Origin of the sequence: Staphylococcus xylosus (assembly GCF_002732165.1) — a bacterium.
Classification (GTDB): domain Bacteria; phylum Bacillota; class Bacilli; order Staphylococcales; family Staphylococcaceae; genus Staphylococcus; species Staphylococcus xylosus.
Map to the genome: position 1 here is coordinate 406,587 of NZ_MRZO01000001.1, position 20,515 is coordinate 427,101.

General features: G+C 32.3%; 20 protein-coding genes. 18 read left to right on the forward strand and 2 right to left on the reverse strand.

Features of this window, described 5'->3' with window-relative positions:
- The first annotated feature begins 5 nt into the window (after positions 1-5).
- The 15 genes from BTM19_RS02045 to arsB all read left to right on the forward strand — a co-directional run bounded on the left by BTM19_RS02045 (position 6) and on the right by arsB (position 15,642).
- A complete protein-coding gene (locus tag BTM19_RS02045) occupies positions 6-845 on the forward strand; it encodes a DegV family protein (protein WP_029377289.1) in 840 nt (279 codons plus the stop codon).
- Between the two features lie 126 nt (positions 846-971).
- Complete coding sequence (msrA, locus tag BTM19_RS02050) at positions 972-1,499, forward strand: peptide-methionine (S)-S-oxide reductase MsrA (protein WP_029377290.1); 528 nt, start codon at positions 972-974, stop codon at positions 1,497-1,499.
- Positions 1,492-1,920, forward strand: coding sequence for a peptide-methionine (R)-S-oxide reductase MsrB (msrB, locus tag BTM19_RS02055; RefSeq protein ID WP_029377291.1), 429 nt, complete (start codon positions 1,492-1,494; stop codon positions 1,918-1,920). Before msrA ends, msrB begins: the two co-directional genes overlap by 8 nt.
- Before the next feature lie 14 nt (positions 1,921-1,934).
- Entirely contained in the window at positions 1,935-2,435 is a 501-nt protein-coding gene (locus BTM19_RS02060) for a PTS sugar transporter subunit IIA (protein ID WP_029377292.1), read from the forward strand.
- Positions 2,435-2,656, forward strand: coding sequence for a YozE family protein (locus BTM19_RS02065; protein ID WP_029377293.1), 222 nt, complete (start codon positions 2,435-2,437; stop codon positions 2,654-2,656). Before BTM19_RS02060 ends, BTM19_RS02065 begins: the two co-directional genes overlap by 1 nt.
- Before the next feature lie 129 nt (positions 2,657-2,785).
- Positions 2,786-4,261, forward strand: a complete 1,476-nt coding sequence (locus tag BTM19_RS02070; protein ID WP_099265711.1) for a S41 family peptidase — start codon at positions 2,786-2,788, stop codon at positions 4,259-4,261.
- Positions 4,262-4,282: 21 nt separating this feature from the next.
- A complete protein-coding gene (locus BTM19_RS02075; RefSeq protein ID WP_029377295.1) occupies positions 4,283-4,792 on the forward strand; it encodes a GNAT family N-acetyltransferase in 510 nt (169 codons plus the stop codon).
- Between the two features lie 10 nt (positions 4,793-4,802).
- Entirely contained in the window at positions 4,803-5,876 is a 1,074-nt protein-coding gene (locus tag BTM19_RS02080) for an undecaprenyldiphospho-muramoylpentapeptide beta-N-acetylglucosaminyltransferase (protein WP_029377296.1), read from the forward strand.
- Between the two features lie 15 nt (positions 5,877-5,891).
- Entirely contained in the window at positions 5,892-6,506 is a 615-nt protein-coding gene (locus BTM19_RS02085; RefSeq protein WP_029377297.1) for a phosphatase PAP2 family protein, read from the forward strand.
- Positions 6,507-7,035: 529 nt separating this feature from the next.
- Positions 7,036-7,698 (forward strand): response regulator transcription factor, encoded by a 663-nt coding sequence (locus BTM19_RS02095; protein WP_058625594.1) that lies wholly within the window; start codon positions 7,036-7,038, stop codon positions 7,696-7,698.
- A complete protein-coding gene (locus tag BTM19_RS02100; protein ID WP_029377299.1) occupies positions 7,695-9,050 on the forward strand; it encodes a HAMP domain-containing sensor histidine kinase in 1,356 nt (451 codons plus the stop codon). Before BTM19_RS02095 ends, BTM19_RS02100 begins: the two co-directional genes overlap by 4 nt.
- Positions 9,051-9,378: 328 nt before the next feature.
- On the forward strand, positions 9,379-12,180 hold the full coding sequence (locus BTM19_RS02105) for a 2-oxoglutarate dehydrogenase E1 component (RefSeq protein WP_058625593.1): 2,802 nt from the start codon (positions 9,379-9,381) through the stop codon (positions 12,178-12,180).
- Positions 12,181-12,193: 13 nt separating this feature from the next.
- On the forward strand, positions 12,194-13,456 hold the full coding sequence (sucB, locus tag BTM19_RS02110) for a dihydrolipoyllysine-residue succinyltransferase (protein WP_029377301.1): 1,263 nt from the start codon (positions 12,194-12,196) through the stop codon (positions 13,454-13,456).
- Between the two features lie 366 nt (positions 13,457-13,822).
- Positions 13,823-14,005, forward strand: coding sequence for a hypothetical protein (locus tag BTM19_RS02115; protein WP_029377302.1), 183 nt, complete (start codon positions 13,823-13,825; stop codon positions 14,003-14,005).
- A 347-nt stretch (positions 14,006-14,352) separates the two neighbouring features.
- Positions 14,353-15,642: an arsenite efflux transporter membrane subunit ArsB gene (arsB, locus tag BTM19_RS02120; RefSeq protein ID WP_058625591.1), complete on the forward strand. Its 1,290-nt coding sequence runs from the start codon at positions 14,353-14,355 to the stop codon at positions 15,640-15,642.
- Positions 15,643-15,684: 42 nt separating this feature from the next.
- Here the strand turns inward: arsB and BTM19_RS02125 are convergent, their stop codons facing one another.
- Together BTM19_RS02125 and BTM19_RS02130 are read right to left on the reverse strand one after the other, a co-directional pair.
- On the reverse strand, positions 15,685-16,233 hold the full coding sequence (locus BTM19_RS02125) for a helix-turn-helix domain-containing protein (RefSeq protein ID WP_029377304.1): 549 nt from the start codon (positions 16,231-16,233) through the stop codon (positions 15,685-15,687).
- A gap of 268 nt (positions 16,234-16,501) precedes the next feature.
- Positions 16,502-17,380, reverse strand: a complete 879-nt coding sequence (locus BTM19_RS02130; RefSeq protein ID WP_038678488.1) for an AraC family transcriptional regulator — start codon at positions 17,378-17,380, stop codon at positions 16,502-16,504.
- 120 nt (positions 17,381-17,500) lie between these two features.
- Here BTM19_RS02130 and BTM19_RS02135 point away from each other — a divergent pair, with 120 nt between their 5' ends.
- From BTM19_RS02135 to BTM19_RS02145, 3 genes are all read left to right on the forward strand, one after another.
- On the forward strand, positions 17,501-18,367 hold the full coding sequence (locus BTM19_RS02135) for a sugar phosphate isomerase/epimerase family protein (RefSeq protein ID WP_029377306.1): 867 nt from the start codon (positions 17,501-17,503) through the stop codon (positions 18,365-18,367).
- Positions 18,368-18,476: 109 nt separating this feature from the next.
- Entirely contained in the window at positions 18,477-19,367 is an 891-nt protein-coding gene (locus BTM19_RS02140) for a sugar phosphate isomerase/epimerase family protein (RefSeq protein WP_058625590.1), read from the forward strand.
- Positions 19,367-20,512, forward strand: coding sequence for a Gfo/Idh/MocA family protein (locus BTM19_RS02145; RefSeq protein WP_029377308.1), 1,146 nt, complete (start codon positions 19,367-19,369; stop codon positions 20,510-20,512). The genes BTM19_RS02140 and BTM19_RS02145 overlap by 1 nt, the downstream gene beginning before the upstream one ends.
- The last annotated feature ends 3 nt before the right edge of the window (positions 20,513-20,515 follow it).

Below are 20,515 nucleotides of genomic sequence, written 5' to 3' on the forward strand. Positions count from 1 at the left end.
AAATTATGATGAAAAAGAAAATTGTAACCGATTCAACATCTGATTTATCACACGCGTATTTGTCTGATAATGATATACATGTGATACCACTTAATTTAACAATCAATGGCGAAGCCTATGTAGACCAAGTAGATATTTCATCTGAAGCATATATTCAAAAAATGCAAGAAGATGCAGATGTTAAAACAAGCCAACCAGCAATTGGTAAATTTATTGAAATGTACGATGAACTAGGTGCAGATGGTTCAGAGATTATAAGTATTCACATGACTTCAGGTTTAAGTGGCACATACCAAACAGCGCTACAAGCAAGTCAAATGAGTGATAGTAAAGTAACAGTAATTGATTCTAAATCAATTTCTTTCGGGTTAGGCTATCAAGTACAGCATATTGTAGACTGGAGTAATGAGGGATACGACACTGCAGATATCGTCTCTAAAATTACTGAATTACAAAAAAATATAAAACTATATGTTGTAATTGGTCAATTGAACCAACTAATTAAAGGTGGACGTATTAGTAAAACTAAAGGTTTGATAGGTAATATGATGAAAATTAAACCAATTGGTACGCTTGAAGATGGCAAAATCGAATTAATACACAATTCGAGAACTCAAAATGCAAGTGTACAATTTTTAAAGAAAGAGATTAGCGCATTTATAGGCGATAGAAATATAAAATCTATAGGAATTGCGCATGCAAATATTATTGAATTTGTAGATAAAGTAAAAAAACATTTTTCAGAAGAATTCAACTTTACACAGTTCGACACAAACGTAACAACACCTGTAATTAGTACGCATACAGGTCAAGGTGCGATTGGTCTAGTCGTGTTAAGATCATAAGAACTGTTAAGAAGCCGCTATAAATATACTTAATGTAATATGTCTTAATTAATAAATAAACAATTTTATAGCGAATCTCTTAAAATAATGGTAACTTTATGACAAAATAGATTTAGGAGGTATATTATGGCTTTTGCAACATTAGCTGGAGGTTGTTTTTGGTGTTTAGTTAAACCATTCACTTCATACCCAGGCATCGAGAGTGTTGTTTCTGGATACAGTGGTGGTCATACTGATAATCCTACTTATGAAAGTGTAAGTACTAATCAAACGGGTCATGTAGAAGCAGTTCAAATCACCTATAATCCGGAAATTACTTCCTTCGAAAATATATTAGATGTTTATTTTAAAACTTTTGATCCAACAGACAATGGCGGTCAATTCTTTGATCGTGGCGAACATTATGAGCCGGCAATTTTTTATCATGATGAAACGCAAAAAAAAGCTGCTGAAGCAAAGATACAACAATTAAACGAACAAGCTATATTTGATAAGCCTGTTATCACGCCCATTAAACCATATAAAAACTTTTATCCTGCTGAATATTATCATCAAGATTATTACAAAAAGAACCCGCTTCATTATGAACAGTATCAACGTGGTTCAGGACGCAAAGGTTTTATAGAAAAGCATTGGGGGAAACAAAATGATTAAAAAGAATAAGAATGATTTAAACGAAATGGAGTACTTAGTTACACAAGAAAATGGTACAGAACCTCCATTTCAAAATGAATATTGGAATCACTTTGATAAAGGTATCTATGTTGATAAAATTTCTGGAAAGCCATTATTCACTTCAGAAGAAAAATTTGAGTCAGATTGTGGTTGGCCAAGTTTTTCAAAAGCAATTGATAATGAAGAAATTATTGAACTTGTAGATAAAACATTCGGTATGGTAAGAACAGAAGTACGTTCAGAAGATGCCAATAGCCATTTGGGCCATGTTTTTAACGACGGACCAAAAGAAAGTGGTGGTTTGAGATATTGCATTAACTCTGCTGCAGTACAATTCATACCATACGACAAGCTAGAAGAACTAGGTTATGCAGATTTAATACCACATTTTGAAAAATAAGGAGCGAACAAGATATGTTTAAAAAATTATTCGGTAAAGGTAAAGAAGTAAATAAAGATAGCGCTATTTATGCACCACTTTCTGGAGAATATGTAAAAATTGAAGACATACCAGATCCAGTCTTCGCCCAAAAAATGATGGGTGAAGGTTTTGGCATTAATCCGTCGATTGGTGAAGTCGTTTCACCAATCGACGGTAAGGTAGACAATGTTTTCCCGACAAAACATGCTATTGGCCTAAAAGCTGATAACGGCTTAGAATTACTTGTTCATATTGGTTTAGATACTGTTCAATTAGACGGTCAAGGTTTCGATATTCTTGTCGAAAGTGGCGATACTGTAAACGTTGGAGATCCACTCCTTAAATTTGACTTAGACTACATCAAAGAACATGCTAAGTCTGTAATTTCTCCAATCATTATTACAAATTCTGATAATACATCTTCAATTTCTGTTTCTGATGTAACTACAGTTACAAAAGGTGAAACTAAAATCGTTGATGTAACAATGAACTAATGAAAGACCATTCATTTTATCAATTTGCACTTACGGCACGAGGCCGTAGAGATGCAAAAGGCGAATTAGCAGAAGAAATTTTTGATGACTTATCTTTCCCAAGACAAGAAAAAGATTTTCATATACTTTCTGAATATATCGAAACTCGAGGAGACTATACAGTTTCACTAGCCGTATTCGATGATTTATATGAAGAATATACAGAGTGGCTAAAATTTTAATACTTAAATAATTGAGGAGATATAGTAAAATATATTAAAATATTTAAGTATCATTTACAGGGCTGGGATTAAACTAAATGGTTCAATCCCAGCTAATTTTATTTTTACATATGTATTGGAAGTGATTAAATGTCAGATCATAAAGACATGAACGAGCAAAATATTGACGCTAGCGGAGATAAAGAGCACCAATCTTATCCAAAAACCTTTAAATTCAAACGCAGTTATTTCATTTTACTATTATTAGCTACCATGATGATTACAGTAGTAATTACTGTTTTTGCTACAATAGGAATAAGTAATTGGAAAAGCGGCTTAACAAGTAACCAAAGGCAAGAAGTACAAAAAATAGAAGAAGTATATAAAACTTTAAACAATGAATACTACAAAGACACAAATCCAGAAAAACTCTCTTCTGCAGCAATTGATGGTATGGTAAAAGATTTAGGTGATCCTTATTCAGATTACATGACTAAAGATGAAACAAAATCCTTTAATGAAGATGTTTCTGGTGATTTTGTTGGTATAGGAGCAGAAATGCAAAAAAAAGGTGATAAAATTGAGATTACAAGTCCAATGAAACAATCACCAGCAGAAAAAGCAGGTATACAACCAAAAGACATCGTTAAAAAAGTTAATGGTAAATCTATAAAAGGACAGCCTTTAGAAGCTATTGTAAAAAAAGTGAGAGGTAAACAAGGTACAGAAGTTACTTTAACGATTGAACGAGCTAATCAAACTCATGATATTACAATTAAACGTGATAAAATCCATGTAAAAAGTGTTGAATATAAAAAACATAAAAATGTGGGCGTCTTTACAATTAATAAATTTCAAAATAGTACTTCTGGCGAACTCAAATCAGCATTGATTAAAGCACACGAAGATGGTGTACGTAAAATCGTTTTAGATTTACGTAATAATCCTGGTGGCCTTTTAGATGAAGCTGTAAAAATGGCTAATATTTTTATAGATAAAGGAAAACCTGTAGTTCAACTTGAGAAAGGTAAACACAAAGAAGAAATACAAACATCAAATGACGCATTAAAAGAAGCAAAAGATATGGATGTATCTATTTTAGTTAATAAAGGATCAGCAAGCGCATCAGAAGTTTTTACCGGGGCTATGAAAGACTATGGTAAGGCAAAAGTATATGGCTCTAAAACATTTGGTAAAGGCATTGTTCAAACAACACACGAATTTGATGACGGCTCTTTATTAAAATTCACTAATATGAAATGGTTAACACCAAAATCTCATTATATCCATGGCAAAGGGATTAAACCTGATACTAAAATAAGCGAACCAGCATATCAATCTTTAAATGTAATCCCTAATGATAAAACATATAAGTTGGGTGATAATGACAAAAATGTTAAAACAATAAAAATAGGTTTAACTGCATTAGGTCATAAGACGTCAAATGAATCCAAAGAATTTGATAGTTCATTAGAGACTGCCATTAAGTCATTCCAAAAAGAAAACGACTTAAAAGTAGATGGCACTTTTAATAAAGAAACAAATGCGAAGTTCACACAACAATTAGTAAATAAAGCTAATAAAGAAGACACTGTACTCAATAAACTTTTAAAAATAATAAATTAAAATTAGTGAGGTATAAGTTTCATGATTAGAATTGCTAACAAAAATGATTTGTTAAGTATATTAAATATTGTTGAAGAAGCTAAAGCGACGATGCAACAAGATAACAATAACCAATGGGATGAGCATTATCCATTAGGAGAACATTTCGAGAGAGATATAGAGAAAGAATCTCTCTTTGTACTAGAAGAAAATGATAAAATTTATGCGTTTATTGTTATCGACCAAGAACAAGCAGAGTGGTATGATAATTTAGAATGGCCTGTTAATAGACAAGGTGCATATGTCATTCATAGACTTGCCGGTTCAGCAAGCTATAAAGGGGCTGCAACACAATTATTTGATTTCGCAGTTAATCTTGCACTTGATCATGACATTCATGTGATATTGACAGATACTTTTGCACTAAATAAGCGTGCGCAAGCTCTATTTAGTAAGTTTGAATTTAATAAAGTAGGCGAAGTAGAGATTGATTATCATCCTTTTAATAAAGGGGAACCATTTTATGCCTATTATAAAAAATTAGAAGAATAGAGGTAATAATATGACGAAAATCGCATTTACCGGTGGAGGCACAGTTGGCCATGTATCAGTTAATTTAAGTTTAATTCCTACTGCACTCGAAGAAGGTTACGAAGCTTTTTACATCGGTTCAAAAAATGGTATTGAACGTGAAATGATCGAATCTCAATTACCTTCTATCAAATATCATTCAATATCTAGCGGTAAATTGAGACGGTATGTATCATGGGATAATATCAAAGACGTTTTTAAAGTTTTAAAAGGTATTTTAGATGCAAGACGTGTATTAAAAAAGGAAAAACCTGATTTATTATTTTCCAAAGGTGGTTTTGTTTCTGTACCTGTAGTTATGGCTGCTAAATCATTAAAGATTCCTACTATTATACATGAATCTGATTTAACACCAGGCCTAGCAAATAAAATTTCACTCAAATTTGCTAAAAAGATTTATACGACATTTGAGGATACCTTGCAATTTTTACCTAAAGAAAAAGCGGATTTTGTAGGGGCAACTGTCCGAGAAGATCTTAAAACTGGTGACAAAATGAGAGGTTATCAACTCACAGAGTTTAATGATAACAAAAAAGTGCTATTAGTCATGGGAGGCAGTTTAGGAAGTAAAAAGCTTAATAGTATCATCAGAGAAAATCTTGATGCATTGCAGACATCATATCAGATTATTCATTTAACAGGTAAAGGCCTAATCGATGAACAATATACGAATGAAAAAGATTATATTCAATTTGACTTTGTTAAAGATGATTTAACCGATTTACTTGCTATTACTGACACAGTAATTAGTCGTGCAGGTTCAAATGCAATTTATGAATTCTTAGCGCTTCGTATACCGATGCTTCTAATACCATTAGGACTCGACCAATCCCGAGGCGATCAAATTGATAACGCTAAGAACTTTGAAGCTAAAGGTTTTGGTAAAACGATCCCTGAAGATGCTTTAACAGAACAAAAATTAATAGATCAATTAAATGATATTGAAACGAATCGTGATACAATAATTAATCAAATGCAAACGTATAAAGAAAGCTTCACACGACAAGATTTATTTAGAAAAATAATTAAAGACGCATTAAATTAATAAGGAGGTTATGCAATGAGTCGTTGGAAAAGAATATCTTTACTCATCATTTTCACGTTAATATTTGGCATCATTGCATTCTTCCACGAATCTAGGCTAGGTAAGTGGATTGATAACGAAGTCTATGAGTTTATATATTCTTCCGAAAGTTTTATCACTACAACTATTTTCCTTGGGGTGACTAAAATTGGAGAAGTTTGGGCAATGGTTTGTTTATCGCTTTTATTAATAGCTTATTTAATGTTAAAGCGCTTAAATATTGAAGCACTATTTTTTGCAATTGCTATGGGATTATCAAGTACACTAAATCCACTATTAAAAAATATCTTTGATAGAGAACGTCCAACATTACTTAGACTCATAGATATCTCAGGTTTCAGCTTTCCAAGTGGTCATGCAATGGGCTCTGCAGCATTTTTTGGTAGCACCATGTACATTGCCAATCGAGCAATGAAAGGAAAATCAAAAGCATTCATGATTGGTTTATCTGCTTTATTTATTATTATGATTTCAACATCGCGCGTGTATCTTGGCGTGCATTATCCTACCGATATTATTGCAGGTATTATCGGAGGTGCATTCTGCGTAATTCTATCAACATTAATATTACGCCACAAGTTACAAATTTAATTCTTTTCAATTCAATGCTCTCCTAAAAGTTCATACTTTGCGAGAGCATTTTTGTATTAACTTAATAGAGCAACAACTTAAATGAAATTATAAACTGATAGATTATTAACATAAAAAAGGCAGCTAAATGATAATTAAATCATCTTACTGCCTTTTTATGTGTCAAAATTTATTATAAAAACCGATTTTACAAAGTAAAACCGGTTTTTATATTCACGTTGTCTCGCAACGTTAGTCTTTTACGGGCATATAAAAGGGGATATTTTTGAAAATGATCAATCCAATTAAGAACGAAATATGTGTGGGGGGGAATGTCTTAAGTTTGGAATTGATAATCATTTTCAATTACATTATACAACAATGAGAATGATTGTCAATTAAATTTTCTAAATTTTTTCATTTCATAAGAAAACTCTATAAACTTGCATTAATCACATTAATTCATCATGTCTTTTAATATATAATTATTTTTAGTAATGACTTTCTACAATGCGCTATTTCATTTAATATATAACTTGAGGTGTTACTTATGACAAAAATTTTAATAGTGGAAGATGAACAAAATCTTGCTCGTTTTATTGAACTTGAACTCGAGCATGAAAATTATGAGGTCGACATTGAATATGATGGACAACCTGGTCTAGATAAAGCGTTAACTAATGATTATGATTTAATCCTCTTAGACTTAATGCTACCAAATATAAACGGCCTAGAAATATGTAGACAAATTCGCCAACAACAAACTACGCCAATTATCATTATTACAGCAAAAAGCGATACATATGATAAAGTAGCTGGATTAGATTACGGTGCAGATGATTATATTGTAAAACCATTTGATATAGAAGAATTATTGGCTAGAATTCGCGCTATGTTACGACGCCAGCCACAAAAAAATGTGATTAATATTAAAGGTATTATCATTGATAAAGATGCATTTAAGGTAACTGTCGATGGACATCCTTTAGATTTAACTAAAACAGAGTATGATTTATTATATCTATTAGCAGATAATAAAAATCATGTATTACAAAGAGAACAAATTATCACGGATGTATGGGGATATGACACAGAAGTAGAAACAAACGTCGTTGATGTTTATATCCGCTATTTAAGAAATAAACTTAAACCATTTGGCAAAGATAAATGTATAGAAACTGTTCGTGGCGTTGGGTATGTGATTAGACAATGAAGCAACGTAAATTAAAAACTAAATGGATGATGATTACTACAACCATTACATTTTTAACTATATTCGTATTTAGTCTAATTATTATATTCTTTTTAAGTAGCTCTCTCAGACATAATGAATTAAGTGAAGCTAATCGTAGTTCTAAAGACATTGTCCAATTATTTGAATCTAAAAACATTGATCATATAACGCCATTGGACTTAAATGCTTCATTAGGAAATTTTCAAAAAGTGATTCTCTTTGATAATAATGAAAAAAAATTAATCGAAACCTCAAATGACAATTCAATTACATACTCACCTGAAGTAGTGCCTAAAGATAGGAATAATATCGTGATTAAAAAACATCACAACACTGATTATTTAATCATAACGGACTATATAGATTCACCAAAATTCAAAGGTTACAGTGTGATTATACATTCCTTAGAAGATTATAATGCACTCGTTAACTCTCTTTACTTTATCGCATTAATATTTGGGGTAATTGCAACGTTTATTACAGCAATTATTAGTTATTTCTTTTCATCACAAATTACAAAACCTTTAATATTAATGTCTAACAAAATGCAACAAATACGTCGAGATGGTTTCCAAGAAAAAGTTGAGCTCTCTACAAATTACGAAGAAACGGATAACTTAATCGCTACGTTCAATGAAATGATGTTTCAGTTAGAAGAATCTTTTAATCAACAAAGACAGTTCGTCGAAGATGCTTCACATGAACTTCGAACGCCTTTACAAATTATACAAGGCCATTTGAATTTGATTAATAGATGGGGCAAAAAAGATGCAGCTGTTTTAGAGGAATCTTTAGATATCTCGTTAGAGGAAATGTCTAGAATTACAAAATTGGTAGAAGAATTATTATTACTTACGAAAGAAAATAATAACAGTCGTGATGGAAATATTGAAAATGTAGAAATCAATGCAGAAATTACGTCACGAATTAAATCCTTAAAGCAACTTCACGAAGACTATACTTTTGAATTTGACGCGTTTCCTAAGCCACTAAATATAAAAATCGATCGCTATCAATTAGAACAAGTCTTGATTATTTTTATTGATAACGCTATGAAATATGACCAAGTTAACAAACATATTCGTATTCAGACAAAGTTAAGAAATAAACAAACATCTATAGAAATTACAGATCATGGTGTTGGCATTCCCAAGGAAGACATTGAATTCATCTTTGATAGATTCTACAGAGTAGATAAATCACGTTCACGTAAACTAGGCGGTAATGGACTGGGTCTATCAATCGCCAAAAAAATAATAGAGTTAAATCATGGTAAGATCCAAGTAGATAGTGTGGTAGGTCAATATACAACTTTTAAAATCACATTTTAATAATGCTTTAATTAACTTTCAAATCATAGTACGAGACAAAATCATCTGCATTATAATTTAAAAATATCTTCAGTGTGAGTTAATTTTAATCAATTGTTGTTCGAAAAATGTACAAGTGACACTCCTTATAGCAAATAAAGTACACTTAAAACGAACTTTTTCACCATTATAATTACTTACTGGCGGTGAGAAAGAAATCTTATTATTATAAATAGATTTCTTTCTCACCTCTTTTTTCGTATAAGTAAGTTATTGGTACTTTAATTTGTATATATTTAATGCTATTATTGATTTGTAAGCGTTTCAACTATTTTGTGGAGGGTGTAATATGAGCAACGAAAGTCAGGTTTCCGAGGCACCTGTAAATTTCGGAGCAAATCTTGGATATGTTTTAGATTTATATGATATATATCTAAATGATCCTAGTGCAGTTCCTGAAGATTTGCAAGTCCTTTTTAGTACAATTAAAAACGGTGAAGCAAACATCACAACAAATAATGAAGGTCAGAGCAACATAACTAAAGGGGATAGCACAATCAAACGTGTTATGCGCCTTATAGATAATATTCGTCAATATGGGCATTTATTGGCAGATATTTATCCAGTAAATAGACCAAAAAGAGAAAATGTTCCCAAGTTAACAATCGAAGATTTTAATTTGGATAAGGAAACACTTGAATCTATTTCAGCCGGTATTGTTTCTGACCATTTTAAAGACATTTATGATAATGCATACGAAGCAATTGTGCGTATGGAAAAACGTTACAAAGGTCCAATTGCCTTTGAATATACCCACATTAATAACAACAGAGAACGTGTGTGGTTAAAACGTAGAATTGAAACTCCATATAAAGCAACATTAAATGATAATCAAAAAATTGAACTATTTAAAAACTTAGCCCACGTTGAAGGTTTTGAAAAGTATTTACACAAAAATTTTGTTGGAGCTAAACGTTTCTCCATCGAAGGTGTTGATACTCTTGTACCTATGCTACAACAAACAATGAGAATTGCTAGCGACGAAGGCATCCAAAATATCCAAATAGGTATGGCTCATCGTGGTAGATTAAATGTTTTAACACATGTTTTAGAAAAACCATATGAAATGATGATTTCTGAATTTATGCACACAGATCCTATGAAATTCTTACCTGAAGATGGCAGCTTAGAATTAACATCGGGTTGGTCTGGTGACGTTAAGTATCATCTTGGTGGGGTGAAAACAACTCAATCATATGGTATTAAGCAAAAGATTTCCTTGGCTAACAATCCAAGTCATTTAGAAATCGTATCACCAGTAGTCCTTGGTAAAACACGTGCTAATCAAGATACAACAGATAAACCAGGCTCAGTAACTACCGAATTCATAAAATCTATGCCTATATTAATTCATGGTGACGCCGCTTATCCTGGGCAAGGTATTAATTTTGAAGCTATGAACTTAGGTAATTTAGATGGATATTCAACAGGTGGTTCACTTCACATTATTACAAATAACCGTATTGGCTTTACAACCGAACCGCAAGATGGACGTTCTACAACATATTCCTCAGATGTTGCAAAAGGATATGACGTTCCAATCATGCATGTAAATGCTGATAATGTTGAGGCGACAATTGAAGCAATTGAAATTGCTATGGCGTTCAGAAAAGAATTCCATAAAGATGTAGTCATCGATTTAGTTGGTTATCGTCGCTACGGACATAATGAAATGGATGAACCATCAATTACAAACCCACTACCATATCATGAAATACGTAAACATGAGTCAGTTGAAATCTTATATGGTAAACAACTTGTCAGTGATAATATCATTTCAGAAGATGAAATGAATAATATTATTGATGAAGTTCAAAAAACTTTAAGAGCTGCTCATGACAAAATTGATAAAAACGACAAAATGGACAACCCAGAAATGCAAAGACCTGAAAGTTTAGCAGAACCAATACAAAATGACAACTCGGAGTTAAGCTTTGAGCAATTAAAAGAAATTAATGATGCAATGCTTACTTATCCATCGAATTTCAATGTATTGAAAAAACTAAATAAAGTACTAGAGAAACGTAAAGAGCCATTTGAAAGTGAAGATGGATTAGTTGACTGGGCTCAAGCAGAACAATTAGCTTTTGCAACTATTACTCAAAATGGAACACCTATACGTTTAACTGGTCAAGATAGTGAACGTGGTACATTCAGTCACCGTCACGCTGTATTACACGATCCAGATACTGGCGAACAGTATGTGCCATTACACAACGTGCCTGATCAAAAAGCAACGTTTGAAGTGCATAACTCTCCATTGTCAGAAGCCGCTGTTGTAGGTTTTGAATATGGCTATAATGTACAAAACAAATCATGTATGACTATTTGGGAAGCACAATATGGGGACTTTTCAAACATGGCTCAAATGATTTTTGACAACTTCTTATTTAGTTCACGCGCTAAATGGGGAGAACGTTCAGGACTGACTTTATTCTTGCCACATTCATTTGAAGGACAAGGCCCAGAACACTCATCTGCACGTTTAGAAAGATTTTTACAATTAGCTGGTGAAAATAATTCAACTATCGTTAATTTATCTAGTTCAAGTAACTATTTCCATTTATTACGTGCTCAGGCGGCTAACCTTGGTACACAGTCTATGAGACCATTAGTAGTTATGTCACCGAAGAGTTTATTACGTAATAAGACTGTTGCAGATCCTATCAGTAAATTCACTTCCGGTAAATTCGAACCAATTTTACCAGAAGATCACGATAAAGCATCAGTGAAAAAAGTTATTTTAGCATCAGGTAAAATGTTCATTGATTTAAAAGAGTATTTGGCTAAAAATCCAAATGATTCAATTTTAATCGTAGCAGTAGAAAGACTTTATCCTTTCCCTGCTGATGAAATTAATGCATTATTAAACGAATTACCTAATTTAGAAAATGTAGCTTGGGTACAAGAAGAACCTAAGAACCAAGGTGCATGGTCATTCGTCTATCCTTATCTAAAAGAATTAACAACTGATAAATACGATTTAAGTTATCACGGTCGTATCCAACGTTCAGCTCCTGCTGAAGGTGATGGTGAAATTCACAAACTCGTACAAAATATGATAATCGAACAAAGTACAAACATTAACTAGGGGGAAGTTAAGCATGCCAGAGGTAAAAGTTCCAGAATTAGCAGAATCCATAACAGAAGGTACCATTGCAGAATGGTTAAAACAAGTAGGTGATAGCGTAGATAAAGGTGAAGCTATTGTTGAATTAGAGACAGATAAAGTTAACGTTGAAGTTGTTTCAGAAGAAGCAGGTGTGCTTCAAGAATTATTGGCTGACGAAGGCGACACAGTAGAAGTTGGTCAAGCCATTGCAGTAGTTGGAGAAGGCAGTGGTAATAATACTTCTGAGTCACCAGCGAAACAAGAAGATACAAAAGCAACTGACAATTCAAATAACGAACAACAATCTTCTGAATCAACAGAAAGCAAACCAGAAGCGTCATCACAAGATAACGGCCAACGAGTAAATGCTACACCATCTGCTCGTAAATACGCTCGTGAAAAAGGTATTGACTTATCTGAAGTATCACCATCTTCTAACGATGTAGTGAGAAAATCTCATGTTGATCAAAGTCAAAAACAATCAAGCACTCAACAATCACAACCAGCTGCTAAAGAAGAAACTAAAAAACCAGCACAACAAAACCCATCAAAACCAGTTATTAGAGAAAAAATGTCTCGTCGTAAGAAAACAGCTGCCAAAAAATTATTAGAAGTATCTAATAATACAGCTATGTTAACTACTTTCAACGAAATCGATATGACAAATGTTATGGACTTACGTAAACGTAAGAAAGAACAATTCATCAAGGATCATGATGGTACGAAACTTGGTTTCATGTCATTCTTTACAAAAGCAGCTGTAGCAGCATTGAAAAAATATCCAGAAGTAAATGCTGAAATTGATGGCGATGACATGATAACTAAACAATATTATGATATCGGTGTTGCAGTTTCTACAGAAGACGGTTTACTTGTACCTTTTGTTAGAGATTGCGATAAGAAAAACTTTGCTGAAATAGAAGACGAAATTGGTAATTTAGCTAAAAAAGCGCGTGACAAAAAACTTGGATTAGATGATATGGTTAACGGATCATTTACAATCACAAATGGCGGCATCTTTGGTTCAATGATGTCTACACCTATCATTAACGGTAGTCAAGCTGCGATTTTAGGTATGCACTCAATTATCACTCGTCCAATTGCTATCGATGCAGATACAATTGAAAACCGTCCAATGATGTACATCGCTTTAAGCTATGACCACAGAATCATTGATGGTAAAGAAGCTGTAGGTTTCTTAAAAACAATTAAAGAATTAATTGAAAATCCAGAAGACTTACTATTAGAATCTTAATCCACAACACAAAATAGTTTACTAACCCTTATACAACGGCGTTTAGCGTCGTTGTATTTTTATGTATTTATATATAATTTAAAAAGCACCTAATAAAAAACTATCAAAATTACATAGTGTCATGTATTAAAAAAGCATAGAAAACAAAAGGAAGTGTCATATAAGCATAATTTTCAAATTAATGGGGGACAAAGCCAGAATTTCTATTGTTAAGCTAAATACACCTTTAAAATGCAAATTTTAATTACATAACACTTAGGAATTTAAAAAACACACTTTCGCAATGATAAAATATGCACAATATAAAATTGTTATTATAAAGTGTGAAGTATAAATTTAAAAACATTAGTAAAAAGGAATGATTTTATGACTTTTAAAAACGCATTGAGATTCGGTATCATTATGTCATTAGTCATGTGCACAGCATTTTATATTATCTCACCACCTGAACACATATTAGGAAAAACAGTTTATTCTTTAATTACTACTTGCATCGGTTTATTACTAGCTTATTTTATACTAGGCAAAGAAAACATGAAAAGAAAATAAGGTTATAAACTTATGAATTTAATAAATAATATCTATAATGATATAGATATTAAACTATGTTGATGATACTCTGAATAAGTTAATAAATTAAATCCAACACCTATTAATAAAGCGTGAAATATTCAGGAATAGTTATAGTAATTATTCATATAAAACATTATTAATCAATACAAATCGCTATAGGAAAGTTGTATTATGCATTAAATTGTCAAACAGGAAAGAAGGGATAAAAACTATGTATCATCATCAAATCAATTATATAACACCTATAGAGCGTGATTTCACGCTAATTTTCAAACTAAATTCTGATTTAATTAATCAGCTAATGAAACGAGGAATACATCACTATGACGATATTAGCAGTTAGTATTTTCGTTATTACCTTAATTTTTGTTATTTGGCAACCAAGAGGTTTAGACATAGGTGTATCCGCATCTATTGGTGCAATTTTAGCAATAGTAACTGGTGTCGTTAGCTATGCTGATATATTAGAAGTTACAGGAATCGTTTGGAATGCAACCTTAACATTCGTCGCTATTATACTAATTTCACTAATTCTAGATGAAATAGGATTCTTTGAATGGTCTGCTATAAAAATGGTTAAAGCTTCTCATGGCAATGGATTAAAAATGTTCATCTATATCATGATATTAGGAGCAATTGTTGCAGCATTCTTCGCAAATGATGGAGCTGCACTTATATTAACTCCTATAGTTCTCGCTATGGTACGTCATTTAGGTTTCAACAAGAAAGTAATTTTTCCATTTGTTATTGCAAGTGGCTTCATTGCTGATACAACTTCTTTACCGCTTGTTGTGAGTAATTTGGTCAATATCGTTTCTGCTGACTTTTTCAACATCGGGTTTTTAGAGTATTTTTTAAGAATGTTTATCCCAAACATTTTCTCATTAGTGGCTAGCATAGCAGTACTATGGTTATATTTTAAAAGTTCTATACCAACTAAATTTAATTCCGATAATATAAAGGATCCATCTACAGTAATTAAGGATAGACGCCTTTTCAAACTTTCATGGATTGTCCTCGCTATTTTAGTTATAGGCTATTTAATCAGCGAATTTATCGCCATACCAGTATCGGTTATTGCTGGTCTTGTAGCATTGATATTTGTTATTCTTGCTCAAAAATCAAGTGCCGTACATACGAAAAAAGTAATAAAAGAAGCCCCTTGGAACATCGTCATATTCTCTATAGGAATGTATCTTGTTGTCTTTGGCTTAAAAAATGTAGGTATCACATTAATACTTGCTGACATTTTGACGCACATTTCAAATTATGGCTTGTTTAGTAGTATTATGGGAATGGGTTTTATAGCAGCTATACTATCTTCGATTATGAATAATTTGCCTACCGTTTTAATAGACGCAATTGCTATCAGTCAATCTAGTGCTACTAATATAATTCAAGAAGGTATGGTTTACGCTAATGTAATAGGCTCAGATTTAGGACCTAAAATAACACCAATTGGGTCGTTAGCTACATTATTATGGCTTCATGTACTCACAAACAAAGGTGTGAAAATATCATGGGGGACTTACTTTAAAACAGGTATTATAATTACTTTACCTGTACTATTCTTTACACTTGTAGGTTTGTACCTAACTTACCTTATATTCTAATAAAAAATAGCGCCTACGCAAATTTATGCGTAGGCGCTATTTTTAATAATGAATAATCATATTCATTCTCATCGTCGTCTCATGCTCGTTTAAATATTTATGAAACGTGTTCCCATTAAACTTTAGCGATTCATCTTTTTTCACAACAACGCGTTCGTCACCTAATATAAGCGTCAATGTACCATCAAATACAGTAATGTATTCACTTGCACTAGAGCCACGCGGTTCTCCATTCATGGTGCCTCCAGGCTCTATTACAACCATATGGCTTTCAAATTTTTTAGCAATATCAAATTTGAAGTAAGGATAAACGCTATATTTATGCTCAGATGATGATAAAGGTTGTATGTCTTGAATCGTAATTTTTTTAGCGAATTCCTCATTGTCTTGTGTCAATTCGGCAAAAGACACTTTTAAACCTTCAGCAATTTTCCACAATGTAGTAATAGATGGTACCGACTCTTTGCGTTCAATTTGTCCTAACATTGTTTTACTTACCTCTGTAAGAACCGATAAATACTCTAATGAATAACCATTTTGTTTTCTATATAATTTTAGATTTTCTGCAATAATATCATTAATTTCTTTCATCTAAAAACACCTCATTATACAATATAACGTACAAAAAGAACGATATAAAGTAATACGCTATAACGTTTTTATAAGCGTTATAGCGTATTACTAGGTGGGGTAGGGGGAGTGGATTGTGTATAAACCCCTTATCAACAACGTTCATAGGGTTCGTTAAATAAATTCATCTGATCATATATTCACTCTAACAACATTAAATCATAATAATATTTATTATTTATAGATTTCAACAATTACACATTCAAGCAAAATATATTATTATATTTAATTAACCATTAGCTAAATGTTGTTGATAATAACTTTTAGGACTACACCCGTATATTGTTTTAAAACGTCTATAAAAATTCGAGTAATCACTAAAACCACATAATACTGCTACTTGCTGTGGGCTTTCTCCTTTTTTTAACATTCTTTGTGCATTTTGTAGCCTTATTTGTAATAAATAGCGGTAAGGAGGATATCCTACTATTCTTGTAAAATGCTGTGTTATTTTATATCGACTAACATAGAATTTCTTTTCCAAATCTTCTAAAGATATTTGATCAGCATAGTGTAATTCCATATAATCTAGGACTTGTCTAACTAACTGCATTTGTGGATCGTCCTCTACCTTTACTTCAGCATTTTCTATGGAAACTCTGTTTAGTAGAATGAAAAATTGAGTCAACATAGATTCTTCAGCTAGTTTTTTGCCGTATTTATTATTTTCTTGCTCATTCAAAAGGCCTTGTAATAAATAATAAAGCTCACGTTTTTGTACCTCTGTTAGTTGTAGTGAGTGCTTAAAATTAGGTGATTTGGTATCAAAACATTGCATTAAATTACACTCAGGAGTGGAAAGCGACTCTAATAGCTGTCCATCAAATCTCAGACCAATTCTTTCAGCATGTCCATCCATTTGTTCATTTAGCTGATGAAATTCGTACGGCGTAATTACCAACATAGAACCCACGTCTAATTGAAATTGCTCTCCCTCAATTGTGTACAGCATATTTCCAGATAATGAAAAGAAAATTTCATAATGATCATGATAATGTAGCTCGTTACCAAAGTGGCCATCACTAATTTTATGCCATACTGCATATTCTCCCTCGAACGGTAGTGAAATAGTATCAAATTTCAGTTTAAATGTTTCATCGTCTAACATCGATATGCCTCCCACTCAAAATACAATCTTTTTATCTTTTTTTACAATGTTTAAAATTTTCTAATAATTTATACTCACATTATAGCACTTAAAGTTGATTATTATGAAAGGATGATTTATATGGTTAAACCACAAATTGGTGTACAAATGATGATGTTAAAGCAAAAAGTGGAAAAAGATGGAATCTACAATGTATTGCGAACGATTCATGATCTTGGGTACCAAGCTGTAGAAGTCTCACAAATTGAAATGACTCCTCATAACATTTCTGAAATGCAAAAAGCCATCAAAGATTTTGATATGAATATTGCTGCTATGTCATGTGGAGTAGAAGATATTTCAATTAATCAAAAATATCCTGGTGATACTTTACAAAATGATTTTGAAAAGATTGTTGCAGATTGTAAGGCTGTTGACTGCAATATATTAAGAATTGGTATGTTGCCGATGAATTACATGGGCTCAAAGGAGCGCACACTTAACTTTGCAAAAATTTGCGATGACTATGCACAACGATTAAAAGCAGAAGGCATTGATTTATATTACCACGCACACAATCTTGAATTTGTTCGCTATGATGGGCAATTTATGCTTGATTTAATGCGTGATAATACAGAAAATCTAGGGTTTGAATTAGATGTGCACTGGATATGGAGAGCCGGCCTTAACCCTATAGACGTTATACCAAATTATGCGCAACGTATTCGTGCAATTCATTTAAAAGATTTTCGTGTAGGCGAAATAGACATGGATCAATATCCTGGTGAAGGTCACGAGAAAATATACTATATGCTACATATGATTACGCAATTTGCAGAACTAGGTGAAGGCACTTTACCTTTAAAAGATATTATTGAGGTTGGGTTAGAAAGTGGTAGTGAATACTTCTTCGTCGAGCAAGATGAATTATATGGTGCCGATCCTTATGATTGTTTAGTTACAAGTCGAGATCATTTATTAGAATTAGGTTATAAACATTGGTTTTAATATCTGATTACAATTATAGACAAAGTGGATATTTCACAAATTCACGACCAAAAATATGTAAGCGATTACAATAATAAGTATTATTCTTTTAGAAATTGGAGGTAAATTCATGTTAAATAACATTGCTATATCAGGTTTTTCTGATGAAATATCATCAGATTTAGACACACAATTACAAAAGGTATCAGAATTAGGTATGCATTACATTTCATTACGTGGCATTGACGATGAAAATATAGGTGATTATACAGTCGAGAAAATAAAAAAAAATGTTATTCCAAAATTAAAAGAATGGAATATCTCAGTTTCTTCTATTGGCTCTCCGATTGGTAAAATATATATTCAAGATGAAGAAGCGTTTGAAAAACAATTAAAAGTCTTAAAAAACATGTGTCAAATCGCAAATGCATTGTCTTGTAAGTATATTAGAATTTTCAGTTTCTATATACCTAAAGAGCAAAATTTTGATGATTATCAGCATACAGTTATTAAGAAATTAAAAGCATTTGCAAAAATTGCAGAGCAATATAACGTCGTTTTACTGCATGAAAACGAAAAAGATATTTTTGGTGATATAGCTCGTCGTTGTAAATTCATCCTTGATGAAGTAGGGTCAGACCATTTTAAAGCGATTTTTGATTTTGCCAATTTTGTTCAATGTGGAGAAGACACACAAGCTTGTTATGAACTATTAGAATCTGACATTGAATACATCCACATCAAAGATGCGGTCTATAAAGACAGTATTAACGTTGTTTGTGGCACAGGCGATGGCCAAATTGAGTCTATTCTTAAACAAGCGATAACTAGTGGCTATAAAGGATTTTTAACTTTAGAACCTCATCTTGTTGTATTTGATGCAATTAAAGATTTAGAAATAGAGCATTCCACCGAAACAATTCAAAATACAGCTGCAAAAGATGGCGCTGAAGGATATCAAATTCAATACGAAGCGCTTTTAGAAATTTTAAAGAATATTGAAAATAAGGAGAATGTATAATGACAAATATTCGTTTAGGTATAATTGGATTAGGGGCACAAGGCAATACTTATGCTGACTTTATCAACGAAAACAAAGTAAAAAATGTAGTGATTGGTGCCATTTGTGATATCGATCCTGATAAAAAAGCACTAGCTACCGAAAAATACCCAAATACGCCTTTTTATAATGATTATATTGATTTATTAGAAAGCGGAGATGTCGATGCTGTTGTGACAACAGTACCACATTATTTGCACACTGAAATAGGTAAAGCCGCATTAAACAGAGACATACATGCGCTATTGGAGAAACCAGCTGATATCTATGCCGAAAAAGTAAAAGAAATTAGCGACTTAGCCGCTTCAAAACCTGAATTGACATTTGGTATTTTCTTTAATCAAAGAACTAATCCACTTTATCAAAAAGTTAAAGCCTTAATTGATGATGGTGAAATTGGACAAATTAGACGTACAAATTGGATTATTACTACTTGGTGGCGACCACAAGCATATTATGATCAAAGTTCATGGCGTGCAACTTGGAATGGAGAAGGCGGTGGTGTACTAGTTAACCAAGCACCACATCAAATTGATTTAATGCAATGGTTATGCGGACTACCAGAAAAAGTATATGCCAATGTAAAATACGGTTACCAGAGAAATTTAAATGTTGATGATGATGTGACGACCGTATTAGATTACGGTAATGGGGCGACAGGTGTTTTCATTACATGTACGCATGACATCATTGGCACGGATCGACTAGAAATTACAGGAGATAAAGGAAAAATTCTAGTAGAAGATAGTAAGAAAATAACAATCAAACGTTTAAAACAATCTGAAAACGAAATGAATGAAACTATGACTTGGGCAGATGTAGCAGAAATATTCAAAGGTGATGGTATGGGAGATATCTATGAAACAGACACCTTTGAATTTGATAGTGTGTGGGGAGAGCAACACATCAATGTACTCGAAAACTTCGCTGCAAATATCATTGATGATACACCGCTTATAGCACCTGGTAGTGATGGAATTAATGGTGTTAACTTTGTAAATGCAATTTATCTTTCTAGTTGGTTAGGTAAAGAAGTAACACTCCCTGTAGACCCAACAGAATTCAAAAATGCGTTACAACATAAAATTAATTCAGAAGATCAATAAATC